We start from the raw sequence: 22,054 nt of genomic DNA, 5'->3' as shown, positions 1-22,054 counted from the left end.
ACAAATTCATGCAAAAATTACGTGTCATTTTCGCTTGTTTGCTTACAGCTGCCATAGGATTGTCGGCTTGTACAAAAAACGATTCAGAGGTAGAAATTACAGTCCCTGCCCCTACAAACCGCAAGGTAGTGGAGGTTACAGGAAAAATCACAGCTAATACTACTTGGAAAGAGTCTGAAAAATATTTGTTAAAAGGATTCGTATATGTAGAATCTGGTGCGATTTTAACGGTAGAGCCAGGTACCATTATCTTGGGGGATAAAATCACTAAAGGTACCTTAATTATTAAACCAGGAGCTAAATTAATTGCTAGAGGAACGGCAGCTAAGCCTATCGTATTTACTTCGGCACAGGCAAAAGGTTCTAGAAATTATGGTGATTGGGGTGGTTTAATTATGTTGGGCAATGCACGTGTGAATAAAACGCCAGCAACGATTGAGGGAGAAAACGTGTCTACATTTGGAGGAACAGTTGATACGGATAATTCAGGTGTTTTAAAATATGTACGTATTGAATTTGCTGGAATTGCCTTTGAAACAGATAAGGAAATCAATGGATTGACTTTAGGCGGAGTAGGATCAGGAACGGAGATTGATTATGTACAGGTTTCTTACAATGGAGATGATGCATTTGAGTGGTTTGGCGGTAATGTAAACGCAAAGCACTTGGTGTCCTATAGAAATTTAGATGATGATTTTGATACGGACTGGGGATATAGTGGTAATGTTCAATATGCTTTATCCATTCGTGACCCACAAGTAGCGGATCAATGTTCTTGCTCAGATAGTAATGCATTTGAATCAGATAATGATGCGGCAGGATCAGATGCTACGCCTCAGACAAGTGCCAAGTTTGCCAATGTGAGTGCGTTTATTGCTGATGGAACGGTTGATAAAAAATATCGTTCAGCTATGCGAATTAGAAGAAATTCAGCTATTTCAGTTATTAATAGTTTGTTTGTAGGTGGATGGGTAGCTAAAGGTGGTTTAGAGTTAGAGGGTACTGCGTCTCAAAATAATTTTGTAACTGGTAAGAATGTTCTTTCAGGATTAGTAGTAACAGGCATGTTGAAGCCTATCGTAACTGGTGATGAAACTTTGTTGAAAGATGCATCACGCAAAAACCAGTTTGGTGTAGCAGCAGAAACCTTAGGTTTAACAGCGGGCTATAATCGTCTACAAGGAAAGCCAAGTTTAGCCTTGACATCCACTTCTAAATTATTGGGAGCGGGAGTTAGCTTACCTGCTGGTTTTGAGGCAAATACTAATATTGGAGCCTTTGGAACTACGGATTGGACTGAGGGTTGGACAAATTGGGATCCACAAAATACAGATTACTAAGATTTTATATTGGTGTAATTCAGAAAATGCCGAAAGGATTCCTTTCGGCATTTCTTGTTTATTGGAGTAATAGGGAATTATAGAAAACTGCCTGCGCTTTCTTAACGCTGGCAAGGTTTGGAACCTTGACAGCGTTGCGTAGCTGGGCGCAGACAGAACGATTTATTATTTAGACTATTGTATCAATTTCTTGGTAAACTGTACCTTTCTGAGTGGGGATTCTGAAAATTAAAAGTCTTAATTAATTGAAGATTAGTATGTTTACAAAAATTGTAAACATATGAAAGGAGAATTTCTAATTAGGAGAGGTACATTGGAGGATGCGAGGGAAATTTTATCATTGTTAGAGGAATTAGAGAATAGGCAATTTAATCCAATTGTATTTCAACAAATTTTAGAAGGATATTTAATCAACAGTAATATTATTTTATTAGTTATTGAAAATTCAACTAAATCTGTTTTAGGATTTTTAAGCGCCATTGGACAAAATCTATTGCATCATGGGGGAATGGTGTATGAAATTCAAGAATTGATAGTTACTGCCAGTTATCAAGGTAGAGGATTGGGGAGCTTGTTAATTGAGGCGCTTCAATCTGAGCTGAAGGACAAGGACGTGAAATCGATTGAAGTGACCTCGAATAAACGAAGAAAAGAAGCCCACGCTTTTTATGAAGCAATGGGCTTTAAAAATTCACATGAAAAGTTTACAATCTATTTTTGAGATAGGCGTAAAGCGGCTTTCATTTTGTCAAAAATGGCGGTATTCTGATAAATACCTTGAAAAACCTCTGAACCTGGACCAAAAGCAAATACTGGCACCATTTGTCCGGTATGTCCTTTCGTAATAAAAGAGGCTTTTACCTCGCCAGTTGTCATGTCCCCACCGAGTAGTGCCATGCCTCCAGTTTCATGATCCGCAGTTATGACTACCAAGGTTTCTTTATCTTTTTCCGCAAAATCTAAGGCTGCTGCAATACTCTTATTGAAATCGACCATTTCTGTGACAGCATAATTGGCATCATTGGCATGGCCACCCCAATCAATTTGCCCACCTTCAATCATCACAAAAAATCCTTTTTTGTTCTTAGAAAGCAATTCCAAGGATTTTTTAGTCGCATCCAATAAGACCTCACCTCTACCTTCACTGAATTTAATAGGATCTCCAGGCGCATAGAGGTAGTAAAACTTCCCTTGTTTAATCTGATTCATTTCAGCTTTAGTTTCCACGATTTGGTATTTATTAGCTTTGAGTGAATCCAGTAAATTTTGTCCATCTTTTCTTTGGTCAAAGCTTTTTCTACCGCCTCCTACAACTATTTCCACATCGGTTTTTAGAAAATCTTTGGCAATTTCATCATGCATGTTCCGCTTGATTTGATGTGCTATGAAGGCGGCTGGGGTAGCATCGGTAATATCTGCCGTACTGACCAAACCGGTGGCGAGCCCTTTCTTCTCTGCCAATTCCAAAAGCGTTACCTGAGGAGTTTGAGTGGCATCCACACCAATAGCGCCATTATAGGTTTTTTTTCCCGTTGAAAAGGCCGTAGCTCCAGCTGCTGAATCCGTCACATAATTATCAGTAGCTTGGTTTTTATGAAATCCAATGTGTCGAATTCTTTCTAATGCCAGATGACCTTTATTAGCGGTTAGGCCAGCATAAATTTGACTAACGCCCATTCCATCTCCAATTAAAAAAATAATGTTTTTAATACGAGGTTTTTGCCCCAATAATGTAGTTGAGAGAAAAATTAAGGAGAAAAGGAAATATATTTTTTTCATACGCTAAGTAGGGTAAAAATTTAAAATAATTTAAATGTAGATCAACTAGCCGCAAATTTTTTTAAGCCAATGATGCCTATTACAATTAAACTCATGAAAAATACCTCCGTGAGGTTGGTAGGAGTTTTAAAATAAAACACATCAAACAGCTTGACTAAAATCAGGGAACATGCCGTCCAAACGGCTAAGGCAGTTGCAGTTGGAATATCTTTAAACGCCACCGACAAGCAATAAATGTTGGCTACCCCAAAAAATATATAACCAAGTAAAGGGAAGAACTCAACTCCAAAGCCTTTAGACCACAGGGGATACTGTTGAAAAGCATCTTTCAGCCTTCCAAAGCTCATGTACTTTAATGAAAAAGTCCATCCTGTTTCAAAAATGGAAGCGATTAATAGGTAAATCCAAGGTTTAATCATATGGGATGTAGACAATAGGGTAAAGTTCCTAAAATCGAATACCAATAACTAAGCTTTAGCCTAGAAATTCTATTTTTAAGCAGAAGAGTTGCCTGATTTTAGGCCCTAGGAAAGGAAAGCCCACCATTATTTTTAGGCAAAGTCCAATTGATTCGCTTCGAAAAAATAGACTTCCAATCATTTTTTTGAACTGGTCTAGATTGAATAAGTTCTCTCAAATGAAAGTCCATTAATCGGGGAGATTCTTGAATCCAATTTTGATAGTTGGTGTAATCGGTTTGATGCTTTTGTTGATAATTTTTGAATTGATTTAAGTCGAATGTTTTAGTCGCTATTCCAGCTCCTGCATTAGATGCGTCAAAGGCATTGATCATCTGTTCGATATGGTTGGGAACAGGGACCATCATGGTTGGTTTGGCTAAATACATAGCCTCAGCAATCGATTCAAAGCCCGCAGTAGAAATTAGACCAGCGCATTCGGACATTTTTTCTAGATACTTTTCCGCATTGATGGGATGAAAGGTTAAATTTTCCGAAAATTGATAAACTTCTTTGTGTTTTGGATGATCCCAAAAACAATCTAACCTAATAGCTGGATTTTGTATAGACCAAGACATGATATCTTCGGCTAATCGATAGTGTGTCAGATATGCTAACCAATTTCCCCCTTGTTTTGCCTGCAAATCTTTTACTTCTTTCCTTAGCAGTGGGGGTATAACTTCGATATTTCTTTGGGGGTCATTTTCTAAAGGAAGAAAGGAAAGACCTAGTTTTTTCTTGGAACCAATCGCTGTAATTTGAGTATTTAAATTCAGGAAAAATTGGTCTAATTTTTTTTCAGGGATACTCTCAAAATGGCGATTTAATAATAAATATTGATGCCCAATGGACATACAGGGATTTTTAGACCTATTTCTCCATTGATATAATCCAGTAATGGATTCGTAAAAGTTGACAATGCCATCTGGTTGGTATTGCTCGATAAATGCGGCTAATTCACTGGCACTTTTCCAATAAGTTCTAAATTTAAGAAATGCTTGTAGGGCTGTTTTTCCCACTTGAACCGCTTTCCCATTTCCATAACAAAGCGAAGGGCTTTCATATTGCAAAAGGGGTTTGTCCCCAATAAAATCCGTAAAAAAACGGGGGATAGTACGCATGTTAGTAGATCCCACCGCGTAAGCAATGATTTCATGACCCGCCTCTTGAGCGATTTGACTTAGTGAAATGGCTTGGGTCAGATGACCTCTTCCTTCCCCTTGAACCGTAAATATAAACTTTCCCATATTAGAGGGTCATTTGATCATGTAAGATTTCTTTTAATTCTGATTTTAAATCAAAATCAGGATACTGAAGTAGAAGCCATTCTCCTTGATGTGTCTCTACCAAGGCGCTTAATGATTCAACCCAATCCCCGGAATTCATATAGGAAATACCCTTGATTTGTTTGATTTCTGCTTTATGAATATGCCCACAGATAATACCATCTGCCTCTTGGGCAATGGCTAGTTCGACGAGTTTTTCCTCAAAATCGGAGATGAAATTGACGGCTGCTTTAACCTTTTGTTTGATGGTCTGTGACAAGGAATAATAGGGCTTGCCTTGTCTTTGACGGTGGTAGTTGTACCATTTATTTACCCATAATAAAAAAGTATATCCAATGTCTCCTAAATAGGCAAGCCACTTCATTTGGCTAGTGATACTATCAAATATGTCGCCATGTGTGATAAAGTATTTTTTCCCAAAGGATTTTAGGGTATAGTCTCGGCGAATTGAAAACTGTTTTCCGATTTTTAAGGGAATTATTTGGTCTAAAAAATCATCATGATTGCCTCTAAGATATATTACTTCCGTATCCCACCTATCCATCATTTTCAACACAGCCCGGAAGAACCCGGTATGTTTTTTCTTCCATTCGCCTCCTTTTTTTAATTGCCAGCCATCTATGATATCCCCATTAAGAATGAGTTGGTGGCAGGAATAGGCTTTTAAGAATTCATTGATCTCTTTGGCCTTGGCACCCTTACTTCCTAAATGTAAATCGGAAATAACGATGGTCTTGTAAGTGGGTTGGTAGGAAACGCTCATATTGCGTAGTTTTTCTGTATCAAAACTACGTGGATTGGCAGAGGCTTATGTTAGGAGGGAGTTAAGCTTTGGTTAAATGTTAGCTTAAAATTCTTAACGCTGTCAAGGTTTTAAACCTTGACAGCGTTGGTTCCCTCAAGCCAATTTTGCTTTTTTAAACATCTAATCCAATCTGTTTATTGGTAATTTTTTAATAAAATAAACTACCTGTTTAATAGTTGATTTTATCAACAAACTGGAGTGAATATGAATTGAAAAATAGTAGATTTGCCTAACGCTGTCAAGGTTTTAAACCTTGACAGCGTTGCTGGAAAGCCCTAAATTTAATTTCCCCAATCCCGCTAAACCTTTCCAAATTAGGTTAGCCTCATATTGAACACCTAATCCTTTAAGTCGTTCAATAAAGTAAGGGGCATCGCCGCCACAAAGGAGAATTTTAGCGGAAGGTTTGATTTTTCTTATTTCTGTAATATAACCTTGAATTTCTAATAACATCCCAAACATCGTACCAGCCAATAAATTCCCGTAGGTCGAGTTAGCCAATAGGGGGAAGTCCATTTGAGGGCTAATCATAGGTAAATGAGCCGTATAATCATGCATGGATTTTGCCCTCATCATCAGCCCAGGACTTATTGCCCCTGATGTAAAAAAACCATCAAGGACCCAATTATAAGTGATGCAGGTTCCCAAACAAATTGTTACATTTGCCTGATCTGGGTAAAGCATGTGGGCCCCTTCTGCCAATGCTATACGGTCCACCCCCAAGGTCGACTTATCATATTTAGAATAATTAACCAAACTTGAAGAAGAAGCATTAAGCTGGTGAAATGGAGCGATCCTCTTTAAGAAATTTACTAGGTCAGCAGGAAGATCTATGACGCTACTTAGTATGATGGACTCGATTTTGTGGCCTTGGCAAATATTTGATATTGATTCCTTATTGGCTACTGCTATGGTTCCCGTGTGCCTTATTTTCTCAGCCTCAAACCACGCATATTTTAAAGAAGAATTACCGAAATCCAAGCAAAGTACCATCATTCATTTGATTAGTTAACAAAGTTAAATATTTCTTTTTCGTAAATTTGCACACTCTCAAAAACCAACAAGGTGTATCAAATACAAATATTAAAATCAAAGGTGCATCGTGCCACCGTTACAGAAGCCAATATTGACTATGTAGGAAGTTTAACCATGGATGCGGACCTAATGGATGCTGCAAACATGCTGGAACATGAAAAAATTCAAGTAGTCAATGTCAATAATGGTGAACGAATTGAAACCTATTTGATAAAAGGGGAACGAGGCTCCGGTATCATTTGCCTCAATGGTCCTGCAGCCAGAAAAGCGGTAGTGGGGGATATAGTCATCATTATTTCATATGCCTTGATGGACTTTGAAGCCGCAAAAACCTTTCAGCCAACCGTTGTGTTTCCTAACGCCCAAAATCGTTTAGCTTAATAGGACTCTGCCTCATTCGGGAAATCTTGGTTTTTTACATCCGCGACATAGTTTTTCACAGCTTGGGGGATTAATTCTCCCAAATTTAAATAACGGCGCAAAAACCTGGGTTTAAACTCGGTGTTGATTCCCAACATATCATGCATAACCAAAACTTGCCCATCGCAATGTTTTCCAGCCCCTATGCCTATGGTGGGGATATGTAAACTTTCACTCACTTGCCTCGCTAATGCAGCTGGTATTTTTTCTAATACAAGGCCAAAACAACCTGCTTCTTCTAGCATTTTGGCTTCTTCTATTAATAAATTTGCTTCATCTTCTTCCTTGGCCCTAACCCCATAAGAACCAAATTGATAGATACTTTGTGGCGTTAAACCAAGGTGCCCCATGACAGGTATTCCGGCCTTCACAATTTTTTTGATGCTTTCAATCACTTCTTGACCCCCTTCTAACTTTATGGCATGTGCTCCCGTTTCTTTCATGATTCGAATAGCTGAGGACAATGCAATTTCACTATTGGATTGATAGGAACCAAAGGGTAAATCCACCAACACCAATGCCCTATCTGTACCTCTAACTACACATTGAGCATGATAAATCATTTGTTCCAAGGTAATGGGTAAAGTTGTTTCATACCCAGCCATCACATTGCTGGCACTGTCACCCACCAGTAAAACATCCACCCCTGATTGATCCAAAAGTTTGGCCATAGAAAAATCATAACAGGTCAGCATGGAGATTTTCTCTCCTTGCTTTTTCATGATTTGAAGACTTTGTGTGGTGATTTTTTTAAACTCTTTTAAATAGCTCATGAGTAAATAGTTGATTGTCGATTAGGCGAACACCCCCGATAAAGGCAGCTACTAAAACAACAAAGGTTTGAGAGAGATCAGTAATTGGTTCTAATGTGTTAGGGTCAGCAAAAGCAATATAATCTACCGAGTCAAATCCCGCATCAAGTAGTTGTTGCTCAAAGTTTTTCTCCAAGTTAGCGATACTTACTTGCGCTTGCTTTGCCAAAGCGGTTCGAATAATATCAAAGCCTTGATAAATAGCTAGTGCCTGTTTTTTTTGTTCCTCACTAAGTCGGACATTTCTACTACTCATGGCTAATCCACTGGCCTCACGAATGGTTTCGCAGGAGATCAATTTTATTGGCGGTTCAAATGAATAGTTTGCTACTAAGTGTTGGATGACTGCTACTTGTTGAAAATCCTTACTTCCCATAAACAGAATATCCGGACGAACCGCTTCTAACAGGCGATGAACAATCACACAAACTCCTTGAAAATGTCCTGGACGATGAGCTCCTTCCCACAATTCCTCCAATCGACCTAATGGATATTGGGGCAATTGATTCATTCCTTGTGGATACATCTCGGCTACGCTAGGGAGAAAAACAAGCTCACAACCCGCTTTTTCAAGCTTTTCTAAGTCTTCTTGAATCGTTTTGGGATATTTTTCAAAATCCTTTGGGTCATTGAATTGGGTTGGATTTACAAAAATACTGCACACCGTAATAGCTCCACTTTCTTTGGATTTTTTGATAAGTGACATATGCCCCTCATGCAATGCTCCCATGGTAGGAACGAATCCAATGCTAGCGTTTTTCGACCGACATTCATCGATGAAATCTTGCAGGGCTAGTTTTGTTTCAAATATCTTCATGGTCAAATTTGGGCTTAAAATTACCTTATTTTGAGCAAATTTCGTTACTTGCCGACCTTTTCCAATGCTATGTTACAGGGTAAAAAAATCATTGTAGGAATTAGTGCCAGTATTGCTGCCTATAAAGCCATACTGTTAGTTCGTCTTTTGAAAAAAAATGGGGCTGAGGTACGTGTAGTAATGTCGCAATCTGCTAAAGATTTTGTTTCACCTTTGGTCTTATCTACCTTTTCTAATCATCCCGTTTGGATTGATTTTCATGAAAATAATGTTTGGAATAATCATGTGGAATTAGGCCTTTGGGCAGATGCTTATGTCATTGCCCCTGCCACATGTCATACCATAGGTAAAATGGCCAATGGCCTTTGTGACAACATCGTTTTGGCTACTTATTTATCTGCCCGTTGTCCTATCTTCATTGCGCCTGCCATGGATGAGGACATGTATAAACATCCTTCCACCCAGCAAAATCTGGCGAAGCTACGATCCTTTGGGAATCAAATTCTATCTGTAAATACAGGTTTTTTAGCCAGTGGTTTACATGGAGAAGGTCGAATGGCTGAACCGGAAGAGATAGTCGCTGCTTTAATTGAAAATATAGGTAGGGGTAGGGGATGGCAAGGGAAAAAGGTATTGATAAGTGCAGGGCCTACCCAAGAGGCCATTGACCCTGTTCGGTATATATCCAACCACTCTTCAGGGAAAATGGGTATTGCCTTGGCAGAGGCTTTTTATTTACAAGGCGCGGAGGTGACCGTTATTGCTGGTCCAATGGCTTTGAAACCAACCTTTTCAGGTATTCAATGGATTCCTGTTACTTCTGCCAAGGAAATGGAAGAGGCTTGCTTACGAGAATTTCCTTCTTCTGATTGGACTGTCATGGCGGCTGCGGTAGCAGACTATCGACCAGCAAACAGGGCTGAGGAGAAAATCAAGAAAAAGGAAAATGCCTTAACGATGAATTTAGAAAAGACCCATGATATTTTGGCAACTTTGGGATCTCAAAAACGGCCCGATCAGCATTTGATAGGTTTTGCTCTGGAAACAGAAAATGAGGAGGCAAACACCCTAGAAAAACTTCATCGTAAAAAAATAGATGCCATCGTTTTAAATTCCTTAAAGGTGCCTGGTGCAGGATTTGGCATAAATACGAATCAAGTTACTGTTTATACAGCCTTAGGAGAGACCCATTCCTTTGGCTTAAAACACAAGGATGAACTGGCTCATGACTTAGTGGATTTATTCCAAAAATGGACATAAAAAAAGCGTGCCGATAAGCTCAGCACGCTTGATGAAATTTGTTTTGGATTAGTCTATATTAGCCGTTTCCAATTTAGGGGCCAATGAATAAATGATTAACCAAGCCAATACATAGGCGCTTCCACAAAGTAAGAAGATGATATTATAACCATCATTGATATTACCTAATAACTTATATTTATCTAATAAGGATCCGACAATCATTGGGAAGAAAATACCCCCCACGGATCCAGCCATTCCACCTATTCCAATCACTGAACTAACAGCTTTCTTTGGGAACATGTCTGTGGCGATCGAATAAATATTGGCACTCCAAGCCTGATGAGAAGCTGCAGCCAAGGATATTAAGGCCACGGCCTGCCAAATATTATCGCAATAGCGGGCTAACATAATAGGTACTACGGCTAAGGCAAAACCAAGCATGGTGATTTTTCTTGCACGAAATGAAGGCCAGCCTAGGTTAATTAATTTTCCTGATAACCAACCACCCCCAATACTACCTACCGTGGTAGCTGTATAAACGATGATCAATTCCAAACTTGGTTTTTTTAAGTCTAATTGGAAACGCTCGGAGAAATAAGAAGGTAACCAGAAAAGGAAAAACCACCAGATTGGATCTGTTAACATTTTCCCAAAGAAAAATGCCCAAGTTTGGCGGAAGCCAAATAACCTTGCCCATTTAACTGGCTCTTGATTCTCGTCTTTCTCGTCTTTATCTGCGTGTATATAATCAAATTCTGCTTTTGATAATTCTTTGTGCTTGGACGGAACTTCATAGTATAACCACCAGAAAATCAACCAGATAAATCCAATTGCTCCTGTCGCGATAAATGCCATCTCCCAACCATAAACACCTAAAATCCAAGGCACTAAAATGGGGGCTGCTACTGCACCGATGTTGGCACCCGAATTAAATATTCCCGTGGCCAAAGCTCTTTCATTTTTAGGAAACCATTCCGCTACGGTTTTGATTGCGGCAGGAAAGTTACCTGCTTCTCCCAAACCTAATAATCCTCTCATGAAGGCAAAGCTCATGGTCCCAGTTGCCAAAGCATGTAACATGGCCGCTATACTCCAAACTACAATGGAAATCGAATAGCCTAATTTTGTTCCGATACGGTCAATAATACCACCAAAACCGAGTAAGCTGATAGCATAAGCCGCTTGGAATGTAATGACAATGTTGGAATAATCGGTCTCTGACCAATTAAATTGATCTTCCAGAACCGGCTTTAATAAACCAATTACCTGCCTATCGAGGTAGTTGATGGTCGTGGCAAAGAAAAGCAATGCGCAAATTTTCCAACGGTATTTTCCTATTTCCATAAGTATGAGGTTTTGTTTGGGTTACAGTTCCCGGTAAGTTGATATTAATTGGGCAATCATTTGTTCTATAGCTTGATAATCTTTTTTAGCAATCAAATCTGCCGGGAATAATTGAGATCCCATACCTACCGCAGCAGCACCTGCATTAAACCACGTGCTCAAGCTCTCTTTATTTGGCTCTACTCCACCAGTTACCATGATTTGGGTATTAGGCATAGGGCCTTTCAACGCCTTCACAAAAGCTGGACCCACCACATTACCTGGGAATATTTTAACAATTTTGGCTCCCCATATTTCAGCTTGACGAATTTCAGTTAGGGTCATAGCTCCAGGCATCCATGGAATATCATGTTTACCACAAACCTCACCTACCGCTTCTGTCGTGAAAGGCTGTAACATAAAATCAGCTCCCATTTGAATGAATTCATTCGCCTGCTTGGCATCGTAAATTGTTCCAATTCCCAAGACTAAATCAGGGCATTCCTTTTCCACATATTCCATGGCTTTCGCAAAAATATAAGGAGCCTCTTTACCACGATTGGTAAATTCAAAAACACGGATTCCTCCATCATAACAAGCCTTTAATACGCTAGTTGCGATGGATAAATCAGCATTAAAAAATAATGGGACAATGGGTGTCTCTTGAATGCGTTGGTATACAACTTCGGAAGAATTTCTTGCCATGGTTATCGTTTTAGTCGTCCTGTCAGGTCTCCCTTCATGACGGTTTCTATTTCATCTAGGTTGGCTAAATTAATATCCCCCTCAATGGTGTGTTTTAATGCGGAAGCAGCTACGGCAAAGGACAATGACTTAGCTTCATCTTTTAGGATTAAATTCCCATAAATGTACCCAGCCATAAAAGCATCTCCCCCGCCAATTCTATCTACAATTTGACTAATTTCTACTGTTTCTGATTTTAATACTTGTTTCCCGTTGTATGAAGCGGCCGACAAGGTATTTTGAGAGGCAGAAATTTGACCTCTTTTTGTATTGATAATCTTTTTAATTCGAGGAAACTTGGCCATGATTTGCTTACAAATGGACTCCCAGCCACTTTTGGTACTGCCATCTGGAACAATGTTCAAAATGTCTTCGGCATCCCCTTTCCCACAAACAATGATATCACATCCTGCAATTAAATCGGGCATAACCTCTTGTACCGTTTTGCCATATTGCCATAAGTTTTTACGGTAATTGACGTCAGCAGAAACCGTAATACCTAAATCATTTGCCGTCTTGATAGCCTCCCGACACGCCTGTGCAGCTGATTCAGATATGGCAGGACTAATGCCCGTCCAATGGAACCATTGGGCTTCTTTTAGTATTTCTTTCCAATTAAATTCTTTAGGATCAAGGTGAGCGAAGGAGGAATCTGCTCGGTCATAAACCACTTTACTTGGGCGCATCGCTGCTCCAAATTCCGTGAAATACAATCCCAAACGATTACCACCATATTGAACATACTGCATATCAACCCCCACTTTTCTGAAATAGGAAGTGGCAGCGTGGCCCATTTCGTGATCTGGAAATCTGGTCACATGGGCAGCGGGTATTCCCAAATGCGCCAAAGCCGCAGAAACATTTGCCTCTCCACCGCCAAAGGTTAAGTTCAGCGATTGCGCCTGTACTATTCTCCCGTATCCTGGAGGACTTAGTCGCCCCATGATTTCTCCAAACGTAACTACTTTTTTCATGCTTTATTCAAAATTAAAAAACTGGGAGGCATTGGTATAAGAAATGTCTTTCACCAATTTGCCTAACCAATCCATATCTGCTGGCAATTCGCCATTTTCTACATCTTGACCTATCAAATTACAAAGTATTCTTCTAAAATACTCATGTCTTGGGAATGAAAGGAAACTACGGGAATCCGTAAGCATACCTACAAAATGACTTAACAATCCCATATTCGACAAAGCATTGATTTGCTTTTCCATGCCGTCTTTTTGATCTAAAAACCACCAACCTGAACCGAATTGGATCTTCCCGACAATCGTTCCATCTTGGAAATTCCCCGTCATGGTCGCAAACAATTCATTATCTCTTGGATTCAAGTTGTATAAAATAGTTTTGGCCAGTTGATTGGTGGTATCCAGTGTATTTAAAAATTTCGACAAAGATTTTGCTTGTTCAAAATCCCCGATGGAATCAAAACCTGTATCAGGCCCTAAACTACTTAAAAGTCGGTTATTATTATTTCGTAAGGCACCCAAATGAAACTGCTGTGTCCATCCTTTGGCATGATCTAAATGTGCAAAAAACACCAGCATGGCTGACTTAAACTGCCATTTCTCTTTTTTATTGATGGTTTTACCCGAATGTAGGCGGGAAAATATCAATTCTATTTCTTCTTCTGTATAGTCTTCTGCATAGATATGTTCTAGGCCATGATCACTCAAACGGCAGCCTACTGAATGGAAGAAATCGTGGCGTTCTTGAATTGCATCTTTGAAATCTTGTAGGTGATTAATTGCTTTGCCGGTGACCTCACTTAGGGCATTGATGTATTCAATGAAACTTAATTCATCATCCACTGCCATGGCTTTATCTGGGCGGAAAGTAGGTAATACTTTAATTTCGAAACCACTCGCCGCAATGGCTTGATGATAGGCTAAATTATCAATGGGATCATCAGTCGTACAAAGTGCCTTCACATTCATTTTTCTCAAGAGATTGCGAACCGAATATTCTTTACTGCGTAACAGGGCAGAACAATGATCATAAATACGCTTTCCCGATTCAGCATTCAAGACTTCCGTCACACCAAAATAGCGTTGTAGTTCCAAGTGAGTCCAATGATATAGAGGGTTACGCATGGTATAGGGAACTGTTTCAGCCCATTTCATGAATTTTTCTTCATCACTTGCGTCTCCTGTGATGTAGCGTTCATTTACCCCATGTGCCCGCATGGCTCTCCATTTATAATGGTCACCATATAGCCAGATTTGCGTGATATTATCAAATTGCTTGTCTTCTGCTATTTGCTGCGGAACCAAATGGTTATGGTAATCAATGATGGGCATTTGTGCCGCATATTGATGGTATAATGTTTGCGCCGTGCTCGACTGCAATAAAAAATCTTCGTTTAAAAAAGCTTTCATACTAATTAATTATGGTAGAATGAGGAATGAAGAATGAAGAATGTAGAATGTAGAATTTTTTGGGTGGAACTTTACTTTCGTAGAAGCATTTTTCTAGTAACCCAACCGAATTCCCCAATCCCAGATACCTTAATCCTTCATTCTACAATCTACATTCTTCATTCTACAATCTACATTCTTCATTCTACATTCTACATTCTACATTCTTCATTCTAAATTCTACATTCTTCCTTATAAATATTTCTTCACCGCATCTTCAAAGCCTGGCAAAGCACTTAAATTATGCCCCCAGATTTTCTCATCTGCCAATAATGTTGTTAGATTTAAGTCCTTCCATGCCTCGAAAAAATAAGCGGCATAGTCGCATTGGATGGGATAAAACTCCCCATTACATTCTCCAAAATATTTACCATCCTCTACTTTAACTGCATGCATGAACTGTAAATAGGCAGCAAAACCCATGGCAAAAAGTTCAGGTGCTTTGCCAAATATTTGGTAATAATTGACCAATAATGGAATATTACGCATTCTCATTTTGGTGGTATACTGAACCGTAATATCAATCAACTTATGGTTAATGAACGGATTCTTAAAACGGTCCAAAACAGAACGCCCAAAGCGATCGGCTATTTTAAAATCCATTTTGTAGGGAATGGAGTGTGCCAATTCGGTCAGCATTAGGTTCATGACCAATTTGCTCAAATAGGAATTGCTCATTACATCTTTCACCAAACGGAATCCTAAGAGGTAAGACATTCCACACATGAGGGTATGGGTACCGTTCAACAGGCGAAGTTTTAATTCGCGGTAAATTTCTATGTCCTCAGCAATTACCACTCCTGCATCTGCCGAAGCAAAACCTAAGATTTTTTTAACTTCTGCTCCACCTTGAATAGCCCATAAACGATACACCTCAGAGATAATAACTAAGGAATCTTGATAGCCTAATTGTTCACAGATAGCTGAGCTTGTAGCTGCATCAGGAGCTCCAGGCACAATGCGATCGACTAATGAATTACAAAAATGGTTGGCACTTTGAATCCATTGCATGAATTCTTCAGGAAGCTGATGGTCCTGGGCTAGTTTTAGGACAATATCTTTCAATACATCACCATTGTTGATGATTAATTCAGTGGGAATAATCACCATGCCTGATTCTTTAGTGCCGCCAAAATGCTGCCAACGAGCATAAAGGAAGGCTAATAATTTAGCAGGGAAAGAGCTAGGACAGCCACCTGAGATAGCATCACCGGCAACATATTGTATACCAACTTCCGTGGTATTGGAAATGATAATTTGCATATCAGGACTGCTAGCGCAGGCCACAATGGCATCCCATTCTTTAGAGGCGGTCAATGTTCGGGAAATAGAAGAATTAATCAAATATTCTTCCACTTCTTTCCCTTCATCAATTCCTTTGATACAATGTGTAAACAATCCATCTTGTGCTTCGAAAGCATCCGCTCCTCCTTTTGAGGTTGATTTTACCAAAACAACACGCCCTTTAAAAACGCCATTTCGATTGGCTTTATCAACGAAGTAATCGCATAAACCACGCAACAGAACACCTGTTCCAAATTGAAGAATTTTCTCTGGATAGCTAAATACTTCCGGAGAGGGATATTGCAGGGGAAGCTGTGTATTAAATGCTCCTTGACTGACTAATTGTTGGTTGAGAATGGGCATGGCCATTAATATAAAAAAGGTTAATATACCTTTCTAAAGCAGAAAAGTAGGGGTATTTACCCAATAGATGTAGAAAATTTAAGCTCTATTTTAAAGGAATGATTCCGCAAACGTTTACGCTTCGCCTATGGGGCCATTATAGTTCATCGGAAATTGAAAACCAGGGTTATCTAAATCCTTAGCAATGGGACCAAATGCCTCTTCATAGCGTTGAATATTTTCCTGAAGAGCCATCAATAAACGTTGAGCATGATCAGGGGTCATGACGATCCGGGACTTTACCTTTCCTTTCGGAATTCCAGGCAAAATACGAATAAAGTCCATGACAAATTCTGAGGGAGAATGAGCTATCAGCGCCAGGTTAACATAAGCTCCTTCAGCAATTTCTTCTGGTAATTCAATGTTCAACTGATTTTCTTCTGGATTGGGATTTTTCATAGCATTAAAATAGGAAGCTTAAATTTAAAGAATTATTAGGAATAATGTGCGTATAAGCATCTTTTACCTAGTATAATTTGATTGATATATGCCAAAGCAATTTAAGTCTAAAAAGCTAAGCAAGTGCCTCCCTATTTATATCATATAATTGATATTCGTTCATGTAAATCTCATTTCTTGCTATTTCGCAAGAAACTTTCATCAGCAAATAGACAAATTTGTTCAACTATTTAATGCAGAATTTTTTCAACCAGTTTTTTGATTTACAGCCTAACCTTTAATCACATGAAAAATTTCATTGGAAAATTACTTATCGTCGCATTTACGTGTATGGCACTCTTGATTGCCCTCAAATACAAAGAGATAAAAAAAGAGTTGATGGAAGGTAAGATTTACGTGTTTACAAGCAACAGATAATGGGAAAGTATACTTTTTGGGTTTTGGATATAATCATGATTACGCTAGTCCTTTTTTTTTATTTTTCGGATAGTACAGCTCATTCAAGAAAGTTGCTGCTCCCGAGTCCCTTGATGAATTTTAAAATCAATAAAAGGGAGGAAAGACTTGATTTTATTAATCCAATCATACACCAGTCTGGATATTTAATTATTGGTAAAAAATCCAATATGGTTAAGGGAAATGAACAAAAGCGAAGGAAAAGAAATCATTACACTTGGCGGGAATAGTGCTGAGTTTACATTAAAAGGAAAACTTATGGAAAATTTACTTCGCTTTCGTTGGACCTCCTGGTACATGAATTTCTTTATCGTGTTGTTGTCTTGCATGGGCACCTTAGTAGATTTTATCAAGGCTTTGGATTGGATACCCTTCACTTATTTTTGGGTAGATACTCGCTATGTTTTAGTAGCCTTGGCGATTTTATTCTCCATTTGATTATCATCATGTTGGTAGAAAATGATCGCTACCCACTGATTTTTCAAAAGTCCCGCTGGGCTACGGTAGCGATTGTATGCTATGGGATATTTCTTTGGTTTTTAAGGCCATTTGGGTTTTTGTGGTGGTATTTTTTATATTTTACTATAGAAAATTAAATTTTCTCCCACTAAAATTTCATTATCATAAAAAAAGCCCCCTCAGTTTCCTGAAGGGGCTTTTGATTAATTCTAAATTAGACTAGTTTTCAACTGAAACCTTAGTGGCAACTTCCGCTTCGCTAGCTGCTACTTTGGCTTCTAATTGTTTTAACTCATCTACTGGAGTAACAATGAAGTCCTTGTATCTGCGAACTCCCGTTCCCGCAGGAATCAAGTGTCCAACAATCACATTCTCCTTCAAGCCATCCAATGTATCTTGTTTCGCACGAATCGATGCCTCAGACAATACCTTCGTAGTTTCCTGGAAGGAAGCGGCCGAGATGAATGATTCAGTTCCCAAGGATGCTTGCGTAATACCTTGCAAATTAGCAGAAGATACTGCCGCGTGAGCATCACGTACTTTCATCACTTTCATGTCTCTACGCTTCAATGAAGAGTTTTCATCGCGTAAAGCACGAGCAGAGATAATCATACCTGGTTTGTACTTATCTGAATCACCTGCATCCGTAATGACTTTCTTGTCCATAATCTGGTCATTCTCCTCACGGAATGCAAAACGATCTACGTTTTGGCCCTGTAAGAATTGAGTATCACCTGGATCAAGAATTTCAACTTTCTGCATCATTTGACGAACGATACACTCAATATGCTTATCGTTGATTTTTACCCCTTGTAAGCGGTATACATCTTGAATTTCATTTACTAAGTATTCTTGTACCGCTGTTGGTCCTTTGATTGACAAGATATCCGATGGAGTTATAGCTCCGTCAGATAATGGCGTTCCAGCACGTACGAAGTCATTGTTTTGTACCAAGATAAACTTAGTCAATGGCACCAAGTACTTACGCTCTGTTCCTTCTTTTGGAGTAACAATAATCTCACGGTTACCACGCTTGATGATACCATATGAAATAACACCGTCAATCTCAGAAACTACCGCCGGGTTAGATGGGTTACGCGCCTCAAATAACTCAGTAACACGTGGAAGACCTCCCGTAATGTCACGAGTTTTACCCGCTGCACGTGGAATCTTCGCGATGATCTGTCCAGCTTTGATTTTGTCTCCTTCATCAATCGCCAAACGAGCACCTACCGGAACGTTATATACCAAGTCTTCTTTGCCTTTAGCCACAACCAATACGGATGGGTTCTTCGTCTTATCTTTCGATTCGATAATTACCTTCTCACGTAAGCCTGTTTGCTCATCAGCTTCTTCTTTGTACGTATTGTTCTCCTCAATCGATTCAAACACCACTTTACCTTCAGCTTCAGATAGGATGACCGCATTATATGGATCCCATGCACAAATCTCTTCACCTTTCTTGATGGTTTGACCATCTTTCACGCGAATCACAGAACCGTAAGGGATATTGCTTGAAATCAACAACTGCTTGTTAGCCGGGTTGATAATCTGAACCTCACCTGAACGACCCATAACGATTTCTACTGGATTTCCTTCTGAATCAGTTGAACTAACTGTACGAACCTCTTCAAAATTAATTACCCCGTCAAACTTAGCTTTTACGCTAGCATCTAAGGAAACGTTTTGAGCAGTACCACCCACGTGGAATGTACGTAATGTTAACTGTGTACCTGGCTCACCGATCGACTGAGATGCAATCACACCAACAGCTTCACCTTGACCCACCATGTGGCCTGTAGCTAAGTTACGTCCGTAACATTTCGCACAAACCCCATTTCTAGTTTCACAAGTTAATACCGAACGAATCTCAACGGATTCAATCGCTGTTTCATCTATTTTGTTAGCTGCAATTTCCGTGATTTCATCACCAGAAGCTACAATCAATTCATTGCTGATAGGATCATATACATCATGTACTGACACACGACCCAAGATACGCTCTGATAATGGCTCAATGATCTCCTCATTATCTTTCAATGGGAATACCTGAATACCACGTAAGGTACCGCAATCTTCTTCATTCACAATCACATCTTGTGCTACGTCATGTAAACGACGAGTCAAATAACCCGCATCGGCTGTTTTCAAGGCAGTATCTGCCAAACCTTTACGCGCACCGTGAGTTGAAATGAAGTACTCTAATACGTCTAGACCTTCTTTAAAGTTAGAAAGGATTGGGTTTTCGATGATTTCACCTACCGAACCTTGTAAGTTCTTCTGTGGCTTAGCCATCAAACCACGCATACCACCCAACTGACGGATTTGCTCACGAGAACCACGGGCTCCAGAGTGCATCATCATGTAGATGGCATTGAATCCTTGGTTATCCTCTTCCATCTGCTTCATCAATGTCTCGGTAATTTTCGAGTTCACTTTTGTCCAGATATCAATAACAGCATTGTAACGCTCGTTATCCGTGATTAAACCCATTAAGTAGTTATCCCAAACTGCTTGTACATCTTCCTGAGCTTTCTTCACTAAATGTGCTTTCTCCTCTGGAATTTGAACGTCACCAATACCCATCGACAATCCGCCGTGGAAGGCTTGTTGGAATCCTAAATCTTTGATATCATCCAAGAACTGCGCAGTACGAGCCATTCCACAAATCTTGTGAACTTGAGAAATGATTTGCTGCAATTTCTTCTTAGTCAACAATTCATTAATGTAACCTACTTGCTCTGGTACGCAAAGGTTGAACAATACGCGACCCGCTACTGTCTCAACCATTTCACTTACTAAAGAACCATCTTCCTTACGTACATTCGCTTTTACCACGATGTTCGCATGTTTAGATAATTTCTTTTCGTTCAAAGCAATCACCACTTCTTCAAAACCATAGAAACGACGGCCTTCACCATCTACTTTATGCGTTTCGGTCGATTTTCTTCCCTTCGTTACATAATATAATCCAAGAACCATGTCTTGTGAAGGTACCGTGATAGGTGCTCCATTCGCAGGGTTAAGGATGTTATGAGAGGCTAACATCAACAAAGAGGCTTCCAAAATCGCTTCATGTCCTAGTGGAACGTGAACCGCCATCTGGTCACCATCAAAGTCGGCGTTAAATGCCGTACAGGTCAATGGGTGTAATTGAATCGCTTTTCCTTCAATTAATTTAGGTTGGAACGCTTGGATACCCAAACGGTGCAAAGTAGGAGCACGGTTTAATAATACCGGGTGACCCTTCATGACATTTTCCAAAATATCCCAAACCACTGGATCTTTGCGATCAACGATTTTCTTCGCAGATTTAACTGTTTTAACAATACCACGTTCGATCAACTTACGGATAACAAATGGCTTGAATAACTCAGCTGCCATGTCTTTTGGAAGACCACACTCATGCATTTTTAATTCTGGTCCAACCACAATTACCGAACGACCTGAGTAGTCAACACGCTTTCCTAATAAGTTTTGACGGAAACGACCTTGCTTTCCTTTCAACATATCTGAAAGGGATTTCAAAGCACGGTTACCTTCTGAACGAACCGCATTGACTTTACGAGAGTTGTCAAACAAGGAGTCAACAGCCTCTTGTAACATACGCTTCTCATTACGTAAAATAACTTCTGGAGCTTTGATCTCAATCAAACGCTTCAAACGGTTATTACGGATGATTACACGACGGTATAAATCATTCAAATCTGAAGTCGCGAAACGACCTCCATCCAATGGCACTAATGGACGCAATTCTGGTGGAATTACTGGCACCATTTTGATGATCATCCATTCTGGACGGTTATCAATACGGCCAACTGATTCACGGAATGCTTCAACAACCTTCAAACGCTTTAATGCTTCCGCCTTACGTTGTTGTGAAGATTCAGTATCTGCCGAGTGACGTAAGTCTGCCGATAATTCGTCTAAGTTGATGCGTGATAACAACATGTTCAAGGCATCAGCACCCATCTTCGCGATGAATTTCTGCGGATCTTCATCCGGCAAATGTTGATTCTCACGAGGTAACTTATCCAAGATATCCAAGTATTCGTCTTCAGTTAAGAAATCAAGGTATTGAGAACCTATCTTTCCTTCTTCAGCATACATACCGGCTTGAACAACCACGTATCTTTCATAATAGATTACTTGATCTAATTTCTTAGTTGATAATCCAAGCATGTAACCAATTTTGTTGGGTAAGCTACGGAAGTACCAAATATGCGCTACTGGAACCACCAATTCGATGTGGCCCATACGCTCACGACGTACTTTTTTCTCTGTTACCTCAACACCACAGCGGTCGCAAATGATGCCCTTGTAACGAATACGCTTATATTTTCCACAGTGACATTCCCAATCTTTGGTAGGTCCAAAGATTCTCTCACAGAACAATCCACCCATTTCAGGCTTGTACGTTCTATAGTTGATGGTTTCCGGTTGGGTTACTTCACCATTTGAACCTTCTAAGATCGACTCAGGGGAGGCCAATGAAATGGTCACCTTTTGGAAATCGCTATTCAGCTTTCTAGTCTTTTTAAATGACATTTTCGTTTAATTTTTTTGGAAAATG

19 protein-coding genes are annotated in these 22,054 nt (G+C 39.5%); 5 read left to right on the top strand and 14 right to left on the bottom strand.

From position 1 onward, the window contains the following. Positions 1 to 8: 8 nt before the first annotated feature. The gene (locus tag SKC36_RS11920; protein ID WP_459454923.1) at positions 9 to 1,340 is read left to right on the top strand and encodes a T9SS C-terminal target domain-containing protein; all 1,332 of its coding nucleotides are present in this window, start codon (positions 9 to 11) and stop codon (positions 1,338 to 1,340) included. Between the two features lie 280 nt (positions 1,341 to 1,620). Further along, positions 1,621 to 2,061 carry a GNAT family N-acetyltransferase gene (locus tag SKC36_RS11915; RefSeq protein WP_459466033.1) on the top strand — a complete coding sequence of 147 codons (441 nt, stop codon included), beginning with the start codon at positions 1,621 to 1,623 and terminating at the stop codon, positions 2,059 to 2,061. Here SKC36_RS11915 and SKC36_RS11910 read toward each other — a convergent pair. The 5 genes from SKC36_RS11910 to SKC36_RS11890 all read right to left on the bottom strand — a co-directional run bounded on the left by SKC36_RS11910 (position 2,052) and on the right by SKC36_RS11890 (position 6,664). After that, positions 2,052 to 3,119 carry an alkaline phosphatase gene (locus SKC36_RS11910; protein ID WP_459466032.1) on the bottom strand — a complete coding sequence of 356 codons (1,068 nt, stop codon included), beginning with the start codon at positions 3,117 to 3,119 and terminating at the stop codon, positions 2,052 to 2,054. The two genes, SKC36_RS11915 and SKC36_RS11910, sit on opposite strands and share 10 nt — an antisense overlap. Before the next feature lie 41 nt (positions 3,120 to 3,160). Further along, positions 3,161 to 3,538 carry a DMT family transporter gene (locus tag SKC36_RS11905; RefSeq protein ID WP_459466031.1) on the bottom strand — a complete coding sequence of 126 codons (378 nt, stop codon included), beginning with the start codon at positions 3,536 to 3,538 and terminating at the stop codon, positions 3,161 to 3,163. A gap of 98 nt (positions 3,539 to 3,636) precedes the next feature. Continuing rightward, positions 3,637 to 4,824 (bottom strand): glycosyltransferase family protein, encoded by a 1,188-nt coding sequence (locus tag SKC36_RS11900; protein ID WP_459466030.1) that lies wholly within the window; start codon positions 4,822 to 4,824, stop codon positions 3,637 to 3,639. A gap of 1 nt (position 4,825) precedes the next feature. Beyond that, positions 4,826 to 5,626 (bottom strand): UDP-2,3-diacylglucosamine diphosphatase, encoded by an 801-nt coding sequence (locus SKC36_RS11895; protein WP_459466029.1) that lies wholly within the window; start codon positions 5,624 to 5,626, stop codon positions 4,826 to 4,828. Between the two features lie 288 nt (positions 5,627 to 5,914). Beyond that, complete coding sequence (locus tag SKC36_RS11890; protein WP_459466028.1) at positions 5,915 to 6,664, bottom strand: type III pantothenate kinase; 750 nt, start codon at positions 6,662 to 6,664, stop codon at positions 5,915 to 5,917. 69 nt (positions 6,665 to 6,733) lie between these two features. Between SKC36_RS11890 and panD the strand changes: the two genes are divergently transcribed. Further along, positions 6,734 to 7,084, top strand: a complete 351-nt coding sequence (gene panD / locus SKC36_RS11885) for an aspartate 1-decarboxylase (RefSeq protein ID WP_459454916.1) — start codon at positions 6,734 to 6,736, stop codon at positions 7,082 to 7,084. On the opposite strand, the gene panB is transcribed toward panD, so the two are convergent. After that, on the bottom strand, positions 7,081 to 7,896 hold the full coding sequence (panB, locus tag SKC36_RS11880) for a 3-methyl-2-oxobutanoate hydroxymethyltransferase (protein WP_459466027.1): 816 nt from the start codon (positions 7,894 to 7,896) through the stop codon (positions 7,081 to 7,083). The two genes, panD and panB, sit on opposite strands and share 4 nt — an antisense overlap. Further along, complete coding sequence (panC, locus tag SKC36_RS11875) at positions 7,874 to 8,752, bottom strand: pantoate--beta-alanine ligase (protein ID WP_459466026.1); 879 nt, start codon at positions 8,750 to 8,752, stop codon at positions 7,874 to 7,876. Before panC ends, panB begins: the two co-directional genes overlap by 23 nt. A 30-nt stretch (positions 8,753 to 8,782) precedes the next feature. Here panC and coaBC point away from each other — a divergent pair, with 30 nt between their 5' ends. Then, positions 8,783 to 10,012: a bifunctional phosphopantothenoylcysteine decarboxylase/phosphopantothenate--cysteine ligase CoaBC gene (gene coaBC / locus SKC36_RS11870; RefSeq protein ID WP_459466025.1), complete on the top strand. Its 1,230-nt coding sequence runs from the start codon at positions 8,783 to 8,785 to the stop codon at positions 10,010 to 10,012. Positions 10,013 to 10,060: 48 nt separating this feature from the next. On the opposite strand, the gene SKC36_RS11865 is transcribed toward coaBC, so the two are convergent. The 6 genes from SKC36_RS11865 to SKC36_RS11840 all read right to left on the bottom strand — a co-directional run bounded on the left by SKC36_RS11865 (position 10,061) and on the right by SKC36_RS11840 (position 16,566). Further along, complete coding sequence (locus SKC36_RS11865) at positions 10,061 to 11,338, bottom strand: MFS transporter (RefSeq protein WP_459466024.1); 1,278 nt, start codon at positions 11,336 to 11,338, stop codon at positions 10,061 to 10,063. Between the two features lie 21 nt (positions 11,339 to 11,359). Beyond that, the gene (locus SKC36_RS11860) at positions 11,360 to 12,022 is read right to left on the bottom strand and encodes a bifunctional 4-hydroxy-2-oxoglutarate aldolase/2-dehydro-3-deoxy-phosphogluconate aldolase (RefSeq protein WP_459466023.1); all 663 of its coding nucleotides are present in this window, start codon (positions 12,020 to 12,022) and stop codon (positions 11,360 to 11,362) included. 2 nt (positions 12,023 to 12,024) lie between these two features. Beyond that, the gene (locus tag SKC36_RS11855; protein WP_459466022.1) at positions 12,025 to 13,035 is read right to left on the bottom strand and encodes a PfkB family carbohydrate kinase; all 1,011 of its coding nucleotides are present in this window, start codon (positions 13,033 to 13,035) and stop codon (positions 12,025 to 12,027) included. A gap of 3 nt (positions 13,036 to 13,038) precedes the next feature. Further along, positions 13,039 to 14,442: a glucuronate isomerase gene (gene uxaC / locus SKC36_RS11850; protein WP_459466021.1), complete on the bottom strand. Its 1,404-nt coding sequence runs from the start codon at positions 14,440 to 14,442 to the stop codon at positions 13,039 to 13,041. Between the two features lie 231 nt (positions 14,443 to 14,673). Beyond that, positions 14,674 to 16,128 (bottom strand): tagaturonate reductase, encoded by a 1,455-nt coding sequence (locus SKC36_RS11845; RefSeq protein WP_459466020.1) that lies wholly within the window; start codon positions 16,126 to 16,128, stop codon positions 14,674 to 14,676. Positions 16,129 to 16,242: 114 nt separating this feature from the next. Next, positions 16,243 to 16,566 (bottom strand): DUF3467 domain-containing protein, encoded by a 324-nt coding sequence (locus SKC36_RS11840; RefSeq protein ID WP_130924388.1) that lies wholly within the window; start codon positions 16,564 to 16,566, stop codon positions 16,243 to 16,245. 714 nt (positions 16,567 to 17,280) lie between these two features. Here SKC36_RS11840 and SKC36_RS11835 point away from each other — a divergent pair. Beyond that, a complete protein-coding gene (locus SKC36_RS11835) occupies positions 17,281 to 17,460 on the top strand; it encodes a hypothetical protein (RefSeq protein WP_459466019.1) in 180 nt (59 codons plus the stop codon). Between the two features lie 240 nt (positions 17,461 to 17,700). Here SKC36_RS11835 and rpoC read toward each other — a convergent pair whose 3' ends face one another. After that, complete coding sequence (gene rpoC / locus SKC36_RS11830) at positions 17,701 to 22,029, bottom strand: DNA-directed RNA polymerase subunit beta' (protein ID WP_459454905.1); 4,329 nt, start codon at positions 22,027 to 22,029, stop codon at positions 17,701 to 17,703. Between the last annotated feature and the right edge of the window lie 25 nt (positions 22,030 to 22,054).

This window comes from Aquirufa sp. OSTEICH-129A, assembly GCF_054558355.1.
This window is presented reverse-complemented; position numbering and strand designations above follow the sequence as displayed.

Coding starts and splice junctions, on each gene's coding strand:
- SKC36_RS11845 (WP_459466020.1), bottom strand. CDS start 16,128: ATGCCCATTCTCAACCAACAATTAGTCAGTCAAGGAGCATTTAATACA.
- SKC36_RS11920 (WP_459454923.1), top strand. CDS start 9: ATGCAAAAATTACGTGTCATTTTCGCTTGTTTGCTTACAGCTGCCATA.
- SKC36_RS11855 (WP_459466022.1), bottom strand. CDS start 13,035: ATGAAAAAAGTAGTTACGTTTGGAGAAATCATGGGGCGACTAAGTCCT.
- SKC36_RS11865 (WP_459466024.1), bottom strand. CDS start 11,338: ATGGAAATAGGAAAATACCGTTGGAAAATTTGCGCATTGCTTTTCTTT.
- SKC36_RS11835 (WP_459466019.1), top strand. CDS start 17,281: ATGGAAAATTTACTTCGCTTTCGTTGGACCTCCTGGTACATGAATTTC.
- SKC36_RS11890 (WP_459466028.1), bottom strand. CDS start 6,664: ATGATGGTACTTTGCTTGGATTTCGGTAATTCTTCTTTAAAATATGCG.
- SKC36_RS11860 (WP_459466023.1), bottom strand. CDS start 12,022: ATGGCAAGAAATTCTTCCGAAGTTGTATACCAACGCATTCAAGAGACA.
- SKC36_RS11900 (WP_459466030.1), bottom strand. CDS start 4,824: ATGGGAAAGTTTATATTTACGGTTCAAGGGGAAGGAAGAGGTCATCTG.
- SKC36_RS11895 (WP_459466029.1), bottom strand. CDS start 5,626: ATGAGCGTTTCCTACCAACCCACTTACAAGACCATCGTTATTTCCGAT.
- panB (WP_459466027.1), bottom strand. CDS start 7,896: ATGAGCTATTTAAAAGAGTTTAAAAAAATCACCACACAAAGTCTTCAA.
- uxaC (WP_459466021.1), bottom strand. CDS start 14,442: ATGAAAGCTTTTTTAAACGAAGATTTTTTATTGCAGTCGAGCACGGCG.
- rpoC (WP_459454905.1), bottom strand. CDS start 22,029: ATGTCATTTAAAAAGACTAGAAAGCTGAATAGCGATTTCCAAAAGGTG.
- panC (WP_459466026.1), bottom strand. CDS start 8,752: ATGAAGATATTTGAAACAAAACTAGCCCTGCAAGATTTCATCGATGAA.
- SKC36_RS11840 (WP_130924388.1), bottom strand. CDS start 16,566: ATGAAAAATCCCAATCCAGAAGAAAATCAGTTGAACATTGAATTACCA.
- SKC36_RS11915 (WP_459466033.1), top strand. CDS start 1,621: ATGAAAGGAGAATTTCTAATTAGGAGAGGTACATTGGAGGATGCGAGG.
- SKC36_RS11905 (WP_459466031.1), bottom strand. CDS start 3,538: ATGATTAAACCTTGGATTTACCTATTAATCGCTTCCATTTTTGAAACA.
- SKC36_RS11910 (WP_459466032.1), bottom strand. CDS start 3,119: ATGAAAAAAATATATTTCCTTTTCTCCTTAATTTTTCTCTCAACTACA.